The sequence below is a fragment of the Lysinibacillus sp. NPDC093688 genome (genome assembly GCF_050280145.1).
GTDB lineage: Bacteria > Bacillota > Bacilli > Bacillales_A > Planococcaceae > Lysinibacillus > Lysinibacillus xylanilyticus_B.
Genome location: NZ_JBNNUX010000061.1, coordinates 1 through 13,006, shown reverse-complemented (window position 1 = coordinate 13,006; position 13,006 = coordinate 1). Strand labels below are relative to the sequence as shown.

Genomic DNA, 13,006 nt, shown 5'->3' with positions numbered 1-13,006 from the left:
CGAAGCGTCAGCAACAAATGTTTTATCTGTGCGAAAGCGAAGCGTCAGCAACAAATGTTTTATCTGTGCGAAAGCGAAGCGTCAGCAACAAAGCGAGTAGCCCGTAGTGGAAATCAGCCTCCTCGAATTAATCGAATGTATAAAAATGGTTATTCAGCACACCTGACACTTTATTTGATGTTTATTATTTTTCCGACAAGTTAAAAGACTATAATGCTGTTGGGAAGAAGCTAAAAATTAGTATTTTTTATGTCAATTCATTGTTAACTAATGAATTGAAGAATTACCATATGTTACGATAAAAATGTAAGAAACTAGAGGAGGTTGACTTATTATGAAAGCAGCAAGATGGTATAAAGCAAAAGACATCCGTGTAGAAAACATTGAAGAACCAGTAATTTCATCTGGAAAAGTAAAAATCAAAGTACATTGGACAGGGATTTGCGGTAGTGATTTACATGAATACGCAGCTGGCCCAATTTTCATTCCAGTGGAACATCCTCACTATGTAAGTAAAGATATTGCGCCAATCGTTATGGGACATGAGTTCTCTGGTGAAGTAGTAGAAATTGGCGAAGGTGTTACAAAGGTACAAGTTGGAGATCCTGTCGTTGTAGAACCTATTCTTGCGTGTGGCGAATGTGCCGCTTGTAAAAAAGGGAAATATAATATTTGTAAGCACTTAGGATTCCACGGTCTTTCTGGCGGTGGCGGAGGTTTCTCTGAATATACAATGGTAGATGAAAAAATGGTACACAAAATGCCCGAGGGTCTTTCCTTTGAACAAGGTGCACTTGTTGAACCTGCAGCAGTAGCATTACATGCAGTTCGTCAAAGCAAACTAAAAGCTGGCGATACAGCTGCTGTCTTTGGTACAGGGCCAATCGGTCTTCTTGTTATCGAGGCATTGCGTGCAGCTGGAGCAGCCGAAATTTATGCGGTAGAACTTTCGGCAGAGCGTGCTGCTAAAGCATTAGAGCTAGGCGCTACAGCCGTTATTAATCCTAAAGATGAGGATGCAGTAGCTCGTCTACATGAATTAACAAATGGTGGCGTAGATGTTGCATTTGAAGTAACAGGTGTTCCTGTAGTATTACAGCAAGCGATTGATTCAACAACATTTGAAGGTGAAACAATTATCGTTTCTATTTGGGAAACTGCAGCTTCTATTCTTCCTAACAATATCGTACTAACAGAGCGTTCTGTAAAAGGTATTATTGCCTATCGCGATATTTTCCCAGCAGTTATGGAATTAATGAAACAAGGCTACTTCCCTGCTGAAAAACTTGTGACAAAACGAATTGCTCTTGATGAAGTCGTAACAGAAGGCTTCGAGGCACTAATGAAAGAGCGAAACCATATTAAAATCCTTGTCAATTCACAAGCTTAATATATAAGAGCCAGGTAGAGAAAACTAAGAAGCTTTTCTCTACCTGTTTTTAATTAAATGCCATCCCTAACTTTTGGTGATGAACCTATTTCCTCTCCATTTTTTTCATAATATCCAGATTCGCCATTAGGAAGTTCACCTTATTTTCTCCAAAAGTCCCTAACGTACGTTTTTCCGTATTTACTTCTATAATTTTTTCAATCTCATCCTTCGAAAGCCCACTTGCTTTGGCAATTCGTTCAACTTGTATTTCTGCAGCCTTCACACTAATATGTGGATCCAAACCTGAGCCTGAAGCTGTCATTAAATCAGCAGGTATGTCTTGTCGTTTTACAGATGGGTTTGCTAGTAAAAACTTCTCGATATCTGCTTCTATCCGTTTCTTTAATTCTGGATTGGATGGTGCATAGTTAAACGTTCCAGAGCTAACACCACTATAGTTCACCTGGCCATTTTCGTCTGGGATCGTATCCTCTTTCGTATAGACATTATAGTTAACAGAGGAGACACGCCCCCAGAAATATTCCGGCGCAGTAAAAGCTTGACCGATTAATTCTGAACCAACAACTTCACCTTCCACTTCTATTAAACTACCATTTGCTTTATGATGAAATAATCCTTGAGCTAATGCAGTTACTGCAAATGGGTATATAAAACCACATAAAACGAACATTGTCATTGTAATTAAAAATGCTTGCTTAGAATTCTCAAAAAATTTCCGCATGTCCTTCCTCCTATAAACCAAACATCTGGAATAGTGGTCCAACTAGTAAATCAATCAACTTAATGCCGATAAAAGGAGCGATAATCCCACCTACGCCATAAACAAGTAGGTTCTTATTTAATAATTTTGTAGCACTCATCGGCACATACTTTACACCCTTCATTGCAATAGGTATTAATAATGGGATAATTACTGCGTTAAAAATTAAAGCAGAAATAATCGCACTGGATGGAGAATTGAGGTTCATAATGTTTAATGTACCCATCTCTGGTACAGCGACCATTAACATAGCTGGGATAATGGCAAAATACTTTGCGATATCATTTGCAATACTGAAAGTCGTTAATGCCCCTCGCGTCATGAGCAACTGTTTCCCTATTTCTACAACTTCAATAATTTTAGTTGGATTTGAATCTAAATCGACCATGTTCGCAGCTTCCTTTGCTGCATTTGTTCCCGAATTCATGGCAAGACCTACGTTAGCTTGTGCTAATGCAGGGGCATCGTTCGTCCCGTCACCAGTCATAGCTACTACTTTCCCTTGTGCCTGCTCATCTTTAATGACTTGAATTTTGTCTTCCGGCTTACTTTCTGCAATAAAGCTGTCCACCCCTGCTTCCTTTGCGATGGCCGCAGCGGTTAGAGGATTATCTCCTGTACACATGATCGTTTTAATGCCCATTGCTCGAAGCTGGTCAAAGCGTTCCTTGAGTCCTGCCTTTACGACATCCTTTAAGTAAATGACACCTAAAATTTTATCGTTTAGCGCTACTACGAGTGGTGTCCCGCCAACAGAAGATACTTGTTGAATCAGCTGTTCCAAATTTGTAGGAATGCTATGACCTGCGTTTATGCTCTCTTTTTTTATCGTATCATAGGCTCCTTTTCGAATTTTTGTGCCATCCTTCATATCCAAACCACTCATACGAGTCTGTGCGGTAAAGGGAATATGTTCGCTTAGCTTGATAATGTTTTCTTCATCGTCAGTATTCACTCCTAATTCACAAGCAAGTGACAAAATAGACTTTCCTTCAGGTGTATCATCTGTTAAAGAACTAAGGAATGCAGCTTGCATTAAATCTTTACTTTCTACACCTTTTACTGGGAGAAACTCAGCTGCCATTCGATTTCCGTAAGTAATAGTTCCTGTTTTATCTAAGATTAATGTATCTACATCTCCACACGCCTCTACGGCTCTTCCAGACATCGCAATAACATTAAACTGAGTCACTCTATCCATTCCTGCAATACCAATCGCCGACAATAATCCACCAATCGTTGTAGGAATTAAACAAACTGTCAGGGCAATTAACGTTGCGATAGAAATCGGTACATTTAAATAAATTGTCATTGGATAGAGTGTCACAACAACTAATAAGAAAATAATCGTTAGGCTTACTAAAAGTGTATTGAGCGCTATCTCATTTGGCGTTTTTTTACGACTGGCTCCTTCGATGAGCGCGATCATTTTATCTAAAAATGATTCACCAGGCATCGAAGTAATTTCGATCATCAACCAGTCACTCGTAACCGTCGTACCACCTGTAACTGATGAAAAATCTCCACCCCGTTCCTTTACAACAGGCGCAGATTCACCTGTTATCGCCGATTCATCTACTGTAGCAATTCCTTCAATAACTTCTCCATCATTTGGAATAACCTCACCTGCCTGAACTAAAACAATATCGCCCTTTTTTAATTCATGTGCCTGTTTAAGTATTTCAGAGCCATCACTAAGTAAAACACGAGCTTGTGTAACTGTTTTTGTGTTTTTTAACGTTTGAACCTGCGCCTTTCCTCGACCTTCAGCAATCGACTCGGCAAAGTTTGCAAATAGAATGGTTACAAAAAGAATGATCGCGACGATCGCATTATACAATCGATCATGTTCTCCTACTCCGCTACCAAACATATTCGGAAAGAGGGTTAATAGCAGCACAAACATAAACCCTACTTCTACTACAAACATAACTGGATTTTTCAGCATATATAGTGGACTAAATTTCTTTAAAGCGTCTATAATCGAGCTTTTAAGCATATCGCCCGTAATCAAACCTTTTCTTGCTGTTTCCATAGGTGTCTCTCCTTATTAATAATCAATTTCGCCTCGGCGTAATTGCGTCCGGATTTTGAATTGTGCTCGCACAATTCATTCCTTTCAAAATCCGTGACATCCGCCGGAGGCTTTAGGCCAACGTGATGTTGGTCACTCAGTCGTTGCCACAGGACGTGGCGTTCTTAGACTGAGTCCCTCTATTTCAGCAGGTATTTGGATACCCACTGAAAAGGAATCATATCCGCATTCATCTCACCACATTCCGAGACAGGAGTCTTAAGCTGAATGAAGATAAAGTTGTAAGTGCTCCGTAATTGGCCCGAGTGCTAATGCCGGTAAAAATGTAAGAGCACCAATCATTAGAACGATAGCAACAAGTAAAAATGTAAAAATAGTATTATCTGTTCTCAAGGTTCCCACCGAGTCACTGTGAAACATTTTTTTCGCTAGTAGAGACGCTATAGCTAGTTGAATAATGATCGTCAAATAGCGTCCAAAGAACATTGCTAGCCCTGTCGTCACATTCCAAAATGTTGAGTTGTCAGCTAATCCTTCAAAACCTGAGCCATTATTTGCAGAGGCAGAGGCAAATTCATAAAGTACTTGAGATAAACCATGTGCACCTGGATTCGTTATGCCTGCTACACCTGCTGTTGTTGCAACTGCAAGTGCTGAAAATAGTAGAATAATAGCAGGATGGATTAAAATACAAAGAGCAATTAGCTTCATTTCCTTCTCTTCAATTTTCTTTCCTAAAAACTGAGGTGTTCGACCAATCATTAAACAGGCGATGAAAATTGTCAGGAGTACATACATCATCATGTTCATCAGACCGACTCCTTTGCCTCCAAACACAACATTTAGCATCATATTAAACATCGGAACAAGACCACCAAGCGGCGTTAACGTATCATGCATATTGTTGACAGATCCCGTTGTAAAAGCAGTGGTCACGGTCGTAAATAACGCTGATTGTGCCACCCCAAAGCGCATCTCTTTTCCTTCCATACTGCCAAGCTCCTGTGCAATTCCGAGCTCACTAATGATCGGATTACCAGCTCTCTCTGCAACATACACCGTCACTAATCCAACTAAGAATAGCGCACTCATTGCCACAAAAATGGCGAGCCCTTGTTTTCCAAAGATCGTTTTCCTTTTTCCATATGCAACCATTAAACTAAAGGCAACTACACAAGCACCTGGTAATAGCATCATAGATAACATTTCCACAATATTAGAAATGACCGTTGGGTTTTCAAAAGGTGTTGTCGAATTCGCCCCATTAAAACCACCACCATTTGTTCCTATATGCTTGATAGATTCAAGAGAGGCTACAGGTCCAAGTGCAATATCTTGTAGTTTACCTTCTATTGTTTGTATAGTTTTATTCGCACTCAAGGTTTGTGGTGAACCTTGAGATACTAAAATAATGGCCACAACAATAGATATAGGCATTAACACACGTGTAATAACACGAACAAAATCCACAAAGAAATTGCCAATAGTGTCAGTTTTAGCAACAAGACGACGGCAGAATGCCATACAAGCGGCATAACCAGTAGCTGCAGATGTAAACATCATAAAGATAATGATTAGCATTTGTGATAAATAACTTAGTCCTGATTCGCCACTATAGTGCTGAAGATTTGTATTCGTCATAAATGAAATTATGGTATTAAATGAAAGTGTTGCTCCCATATTGTCAATATCATTTGGGTTTAAAAACAACATAGCTTGAATTCGCAAAAGAACGTATCCAATAAATACCATAAATGCGTTCGACAAAATTAATGAAAGTACATACTGTTTACCCGTCATATCTACTTGCTTAATGCCACATAATTTATAAATAACGGCATCAAATCTATCCAATATTGGATCAAGCAATGTTTTTTGTTGCATTGTCACCCTAAATAAATAGTGACCAGTTAAAATAACGATTGGTAAAGAAATAATTAATACGATGGCGATTTGCCACATAATGCAATACCTCCTACAAGCCTATTAATAGTTTTCAGGATAAAGTAATGCATGCCCTAGATAACCGAAAAGGAATACAAGTACAATCCCCATAAAAATCCACATTTTTTATTCCCCCTTACTTTTCATCGACTAACTTGAAGCACCAAGCTGTTAATGCATATAGACTTGCAAAGCTTATGATGAGTAAGCCAATCATATAAAAGTCCATCAATCGAGCACCCTCCTTTATTTGGATGCTCTCATCATACTGACTTTCAAATTAATGTAGTGTTAGGAAATCGCTTTTCCTATTAAGAAACTATAAAGAGGGAAAATCTTAATACTTTCTTAATGGAAAATAACGCTATAATACAAATGAGGTGAAAGAGGATGGAAAATACACGTCCAACTCCAGAGACGTTTTTAGCGAGGCTTCAACAGGAAGAACAATTTGTAGGGAAGCTAAAGATCTTTCTTGGTTATGCTGCTGGAGTAGGTAAAACTTATGCAATGCTAGATGCAGCACATCAAGCACAAAAACTTGGTAAAGATGTGGTAGTTGGCTATGTAGAACCACATCCTCGTCCAGATACGTTAGCTTTACTCGAAGGACTTGAGCAAATTCCTACGAAAAAAATAATTTATAAAGGGAAACCTTTTCAGGAATTAGATATTGATGAGGTACTAAAGCGCAAACCAGAAATTGTCATTATTGATGAATTGGCACATAGCAATGTTCCAACGATGCGTCACAAAAAACGTTTTGGAGATGTAGAGGAATTACTTGCAAAGGGCATTCATGTCTATACAACCGTAAATATTCAACATATTGAAAGCCTACACGATATAGTAGAAGAAATAACCGGGATAAAAGTACGAGAGCGTATTCCAGATTATTTAATTGATCAAGCTGCACAAATAAAAATTGTCGATATTGAACCAGATGAGTTAATTCAACGCCTACAAGAAGGCAAAATTTATGTAAAACAACAAGCTGAAAAAGCGTTACAATCTTTTTTTTGTAAACAAAATTTAGTATCCCTTCGAGAAATTGCATTACGTAGAGCTGCAGATACGATTAACTATAAGCAGGTAAACGGCGACGAATCTATAAAGCATCATGTACAAATCGAAGAGCATTTACTTGTTGGTATTAGTAGCTCTCCTACGAATGCCAAGGTTATTCGAACTACCGCACGACTTGCACAGGCATTACATGGAAAATTCACAGCACTTTACGTACAAAATGTCCGAGAGCATGATAGGAATAACGCAAATTCTGAACGACTTCATCAGCATATAAAGCTTGTTGAACAGCTTGGTGGCCATGTCGTAATAGTTCAGGAAGATGATGTAGCTGCTGCCCTTGCCAACTATGCACAAATTAGTGGTGTCACAAAATTAGTCATTGGTAGAACTAGCATGAGAAAAAAATGGTGGCGACCAAACACAAAAATCAGTGATCGACTCAACGAATTTGTGCCGAATTTAGCCATACATATAGTCCCAGATCAGGAAAATGAACAATTCTACTTCCCTACTGTAAAAAATAAGCTGTCATTTGAATGGCTTGACTTATTAAAAATGGCTGTAGTATTTGGCATAGTATCAGTTGTTGGGCTATATTTTTACACAATTGGTGTCAGCGACTCGAACATTATCACTATCTACATTTTAGGTGTTTTAATTCTTGCCATTTGGTCATCAGGTTGGATGATGAGCATTATTAGCTCCATCATAGCAGTACTGCTTTTTAATTATTTTTTTACTGAACCACGATTTTCATTTAACGCCTATCATCGCGACTATCCGATGACCTTTGTAATCATGTTCCTTTCAGGATTGATTACAAGTAGCCTAACGAAAAAAATAAAAGAGCAAACCATTGTAGCTGTTCGTAAATCTTATCGAACGGAGGTGCTCCTTGAGACAAATCGTAGGCTACAACATGCTAAGTCAATAGAAGAAATTATTACTGAAGGCATGTCACAAATCGTTAAATTAGTAGAAAAACCAGTACAATTTTTTGAGATAGAAAATAACTTAATTGTGAACTCTATTTTTTTCCGTACCGAGAGCATATCTAGTATTGAAAATAAGAAGATAGCTTCCCTCTTCGAGAATCCGAATGAGCATGGTGTAGTAAGCTGGGTTATCAATAATAAGCATGGAGCAGGTGTATCCACTGATATATTTCCTGAAGTGAATGCCTACTATTTACCGGTTATTTCAAATGGGAGTGTTAAAGGTGTTATCGGTATTGCCCTGTCAAAGCAATCACCATTACCTGCATTTGAGCGTAATATTTTGCATGCCATTATTAATGATTTTTCATTCGCACTTGATAAATGGTATTTACAAAAACTCAACGCAGAAGTAGCTAGAGAAGTTGAAATGGAACAAATGCGAGCAAACCTTTTGCGCGCAGTTTCTCATGATTTAAGAACACCGCTAACTGCTATTTCCGGTAATGCAGATATATTACTATCTAATGCACCTCAAATTCGAGAGGATGAAAAAAGCAAAATATATGAGGATATTTATAAAAATTCGAAATGGCTTGTACAAATGGTCGAAAACTTACTTGCTGTGTCTAAATTAGAGGACGGACAATTTGCAATGGAGATGCAATTGGAACTTGTAGAAGATATTATTCAAGAGGCACTATCGCATGTCGTTCGTCTTAACAATAAACATGAAATATCCTATCATATTGAACCAGAATTTCTATTTGCTGTAATGGATGCACGACTGATTATTCAAGTTCTAATTAATATTATTGATAATGCATTGACCTATACACCATCCGGTAGTGCTATTACTATAAAGGTCAAAGAATCTGAACGTTTCGTACATTTTAGTATTACTGATGATGGCCCCGGCATTGATGATGCTATAAAAAACAACCTTTTTGAGCCATTTACTACCGGAAAAGTACAGCGGAGCGATAGTCGAAGAGGCTTGGGTTTAGGCTTAGCGCTATGTCAAACTATTTTAAAATTACATGGTAGTGAAATAACAGTTTCGGATAATAAACCAAAAGGAACAATATTTAAGTTTTCACTGAAAAAAAGTTCATTACCTAAAATCAGGGATGACCTTTATTAAATTGTAGTGGAGGTTGGGCGATTTCTTAGGATCAGTGTCATAGACGGAACTCTAATCAGACGTTCAGACGTCCCTATGTAAACGCCCAATTGGAAATCCCCCCACCCACGTTATGGGGATGAGCTGAAAAAGGAGTAGTGAAATTCGATGAGTAAACGAATTCTAGTAGTAGAAGACGATGTAGCCATTGGTAATTTAATTAAAATGACATTAGCTACCCAGCAGTATGAATTCGACATTGCACGAGATGGTAATAGTGCTCTACAAAAGGCTCTTGCTATGAATCCAGACGTTTTTATTTTGGATTTAGGGCTACCAGACATAGACGGTGTCGAGCTTATAACGAAAATTAGAAGCTGGACTCAAACACCTATTATCGTAGTTAGTGCACGCGGCGAAGAGCACGATAAAATCAATGCTTTAAATGCTGGTGCAGACGATTATGTTACAAAGCCTTTCAGTGTTGAAGAGCTATTAGCCCGAATTCGAGTAGCTTTGAGAAGAATGTCATTTGAGCATCCGTCAGAAAATGAACCTTCTGTCTTTGTAAATGGTCATTTACAAATAAACTACGCGGCAAATACAGTGTTTGTAAATGGCAAAGAAGTACATTTGACGCCTATTGAATATAAGCTCTTAGTTATTTTATCAAAGCATGTCGGTAAAGTTTTAACGCATAATTTTATTTTAAAAGAAATTTGGCATAACGCACTTCAATCGGACGTTCCAAGTCTAAGAGTTTTTATGGCTACTCTTCGAAAGAAAATAGAGGACAATCCAGCTAACCCAAAGCTAATCCAGACACATGTCCGCGTTGGGTACAGGATGCTTCGCTGTCATGATGAAGAATAAGGTTGATCTTGCTTTAACTTCGCTAACCCAATAATACTTTAAACAGGAAACTTATTATTGATAGACAAGATAAAAAATGATAATATTTATCTGATAATGATTATCACTCACAAGAAAGTAGGTAGATCTTATGAACCTTCATGCGGTTCAATTGGGTGAACAAGTTAAAGTGAAAGATCTACAGCAAATTGACTCTCTTTTATGTAAACGATTAAATGCTTTTGGTATAAAAGAAGGCTGTCAAGTTTGTATGGTCCAAAAAGGATGGTTTTCTGGAGCTTGTATTTTGGAATGTCAAGGACAGAAAATCGGACTTAGAAAAAAAGATTTAATGGATATAAAGGTCGAACAAGTATGAGTAGGTTAGCTTTAATAGGAAACCCGAATATCGGTAAAACATCATTGTTCAATACGTTGACAAATTCGTATGAATACGTTGGCAATTGGAGTGGTGTAACCGTTGAAAAAAAAGTAGGACAAGTAAAAAAACTACAAAAAGAAATTATTGATTTACCTGGTGTATATACACTTAATCCCATTTCAAGAGATGAAAGTGTTGTTACTTCATTTTTACTTGAAGATCAGGTAGATGGAATTTTAAATATTATCGATGCCTCTAATTTCGAACGAAATATGCAATTAACAGTAGATATACTTGAATTAAGCAAGCCTGTTTTCATCTGTTTAAATATGATTGACGTAGCGAAAAAGAAAGGCATTTCAATAAATGTCGAAAAATTACAGAGTTCTTTGGGAGTACCTGTTATTCCAATAAGCGCTCGTACTGGTAAAGGTGTCGAAGGTATTTATGCTGCGATTCAAGCCTCCGATCATACTCAACAACGTTTTACATTAACCTATGATGACCAAATTGAAGAAGGCATCTCAAAAATTGAAGCATTGTTACAGCATATTCCTGAAGAACAAAGAAGATGGTGTACTATTCAATTTTTAATAGGAAATGATGCTGTTGACGCTTATTTGAAAGACAAGGAATACTTTGAACAACTTGCTGCCATGCGAGATGCTTTAGAGAAACAAATAGGAGAACCATTAAATAAAGCTATTGCTAAGAAACGTGATTTATATATTTCTAACATCTACAGCGAAGTAATCATACAAGAGAAAAGTGAAACACAATGGTCAGAGAAAGTTGATAAAATTCTAACACATCCGATTTTAGGTGTTCCGATTTTCTTAGCGCTTATGTTTTTAATGTTTCAAGCAACTTTTGCATGGATTGGTACCCCTCTTTCTGATTTCCTGGATGGCATTGTAGGCGGACCGCTTACAGATACTGTTACTCAGGGCTTAGAAGCTATTGGTGCGGCCCCTTTTATTATTAATTTAATATGTGATGGGATCATTGCAGGAGTTGGTGGCGTCTTAGTTTTCATTCCACAAATCTTTGTACTGTTTTTCTTTATTTCACTATTAGAAGATTCCGGGTATATGGCGAGAATTGCTGTTGTTATGGATCGCATTATGGAATTTTTCGGCTTAAACGGCAAGGCCTTTATACCGATGATTGTAAGCTTTGGATGTAATGTTCCTGGTGTAATGGCTGCGAGAACAATTGAACAGCCAAGAGAACGACTATTAACTATTCTTGTTGCTCCGTTTATGAGCTGTTCAGCAAGGTTACCTGTATACGCTTTGTTTGGTGCAGCATTTTTTACTGCACATCAATCCTTAGTCGTATTCTCCCTATATGTAATGGGTATAGTGGTAGCGCTTATTGTAACAAAATTATTGTCGATGACGATCTTAAAAAATGAAACTTCAGTTTTTATTGTTGAATTACCAGCTTATCATGTACCACAGCTTAAAACACTTTGGCGTTCCACTTGGGAAAAAGGAAAAGGATTTTTCCGCAAGGCTGGTACTATAATCTTTGCAGGCTCCGTGATTATTTGGCTTCTTTCTTATTTAGGACCACATGGCGCTAATGTCAATATGGATGATAGCTTTTTAGCAATTATTGGAGGCGCTTTTGGTGTGTTGTTTATCCCACTTGGCTTTGGAACATGGCAAGCCGGTGCATCCCTTATTGCTGGTTTCCTGGCAAAAGAAGTAATTGTTTCGACAATGGCGATTATTTATGGCGTAAGTGAAGGTGTCTTATCGTCTACAATGACAACTCATTTTACAGCTTTAAGTGCTTATACATTCTTGGCCTTTGTTTTACTGTACATGCCTTGTTTAGCTACAGTAGGTGCAATAAAAAGAGAAACACAGTCTGTGAAATGGACATTATTCGCAACCATTTATCCATTTGTTGTGGCATATCTTATTGCACTTATGATTTATGGTATTGGGAATTTATTGATGTGAGGTGTATAGAATGTCTTTATTGATTAATATCTTAATCGGTAGTATTATATTTGGCTATGCTGGTATTACCTTATATAAGAGCATTAAGAAGCAAAAGAAGGGCAAATGCGCATCGTGCTCATTACAGAAAAGTTGCTCCTCTAACGCTTGTGTCCCCCCTTCTCAACTGAAAGATTTTACTACTAAATAAATAGAGCGAGGTATTTCCAAACTGTTAATTCGTTGGAGATTACCTCGCTTTTTTGTGCACTTTTAGAGATGGAGTGCAGGAATTTTGAAATGACATTTTGCTAAAACGTATACCATGTGAATAAGTTGATCTTCGTTCCAGCTGGGCGGCTCCTCGGGGATCAGCAATAGAGGAACGAAGGCTAAAACCATCACATCCTGTGATAACGCCTTCGTGACCAACATCGTGTTGGCCCAAGCGGCTCATCGGACGCCCCATGGAAGCTCTGCTCTGCGCGAAAGCGAAGCGTCAGCGGCAAATGTTTTATCTGTGCGAAAGCGAAGCGTCAGCAACAAATGTTTTATCTGTGCGAAAGCGAAGCGTCAGCAACAAATGTTTTATCTGTGCGAA

At 38.0% G+C, this 13,006-nt stretch carries 10 protein-coding genes; 7 read left to right on the top strand and 3 right to left on the bottom strand.

All coding sequences use genetic code 11. The annotated features are described in order from the left end of the window. A partial coding sequence (locus ACQKN2_RS23965; protein ID WP_427417163.1) for a hypothetical protein occupies window positions 1-204 on the top strand: 204 nt, incomplete at its 5' end. Between the two features lie 130 nt (window positions 205-334). Then, window positions 335-1,390: a 2,3-butanediol dehydrogenase gene (locus ACQKN2_RS23960; protein WP_427417162.1), complete on the top strand. Its 1,056-nt coding sequence runs from the start codon at window positions 335-337 to the stop codon at window positions 1,388-1,390. A gap of 85 nt (window positions 1,391-1,475) precedes the next feature. Here the strand turns inward: ACQKN2_RS23960 and kdpC are convergent, their stop codons facing one another. From kdpC to kdpA, 3 genes are all read right to left on the bottom strand, one after another. Continuing rightward, on the bottom strand, window positions 1,476-2,114 hold the full coding sequence (kdpC, locus tag ACQKN2_RS23955) for a K(+)-transporting ATPase subunit C (RefSeq protein WP_427417161.1): 639 nt from the start codon (window positions 2,112-2,114) through the stop codon (window positions 1,476-1,478). Window positions 2,115-2,124: 10 nt separating this feature from the next. After that, window positions 2,125-4,188, bottom strand: coding sequence for a potassium-transporting ATPase subunit KdpB (kdpB, locus tag ACQKN2_RS23950; protein ID WP_427417160.1), 2,064 nt, complete (start codon window positions 4,186-4,188; stop codon window positions 2,125-2,127). A gap of 258 nt (window positions 4,189-4,446) precedes the next feature. Continuing rightward, window positions 4,447-6,150, bottom strand: a complete 1,704-nt coding sequence (kdpA, locus tag ACQKN2_RS23945) for a potassium-transporting ATPase subunit KdpA (protein ID WP_427417159.1) — start codon at window positions 6,148-6,150, stop codon at window positions 4,447-4,449. 372 nt (window positions 6,151-6,522) lie between these two features. Between kdpA and ACQKN2_RS23940 the strand changes: the two genes are divergently transcribed. The 5 genes from ACQKN2_RS23940 to ACQKN2_RS23920 all read left to right on the top strand — a co-directional run bounded on the left by ACQKN2_RS23940 (window position 6,523) and on the right by ACQKN2_RS23920 (window position 12,616). After that, complete coding sequence (locus ACQKN2_RS23940) at window positions 6,523-9,240, top strand: DUF4118 domain-containing protein (RefSeq protein WP_427417158.1); 2,718 nt, start codon at window positions 6,523-6,525, stop codon at window positions 9,238-9,240. Between the two features lie 147 nt (window positions 9,241-9,387). After that, entirely contained in the window at window positions 9,388-10,092 is a 705-nt protein-coding gene (locus tag ACQKN2_RS23935) for a response regulator transcription factor (RefSeq protein WP_427417157.1), read from the top strand. Window positions 10,093-10,222: 130 nt separating this feature from the next. Then, window positions 10,223-10,450: a FeoA family protein gene (locus ACQKN2_RS23930; protein WP_134018385.1), complete on the top strand. Its 228-nt coding sequence runs from the start codon at window positions 10,223-10,225 to the stop codon at window positions 10,448-10,450. Continuing rightward, on the top strand, window positions 10,447-12,426 hold the full coding sequence (gene feoB / locus ACQKN2_RS23925) for a ferrous iron transport protein B (RefSeq protein WP_427417156.1): 1,980 nt from the start codon (window positions 10,447-10,449) through the stop codon (window positions 12,424-12,426). Before ACQKN2_RS23930 ends, feoB begins: the two co-directional genes overlap by 4 nt. Window positions 12,427-12,436: 10 nt before the next feature. Further along, window positions 12,437-12,616 (top strand): FeoB-associated Cys-rich membrane protein, encoded by a 180-nt coding sequence (locus ACQKN2_RS23920; RefSeq protein ID WP_427417155.1) that lies wholly within the window; start codon window positions 12,437-12,439, stop codon window positions 12,614-12,616. Window positions 12,617-13,006: the final 390 nt, after the last annotated feature.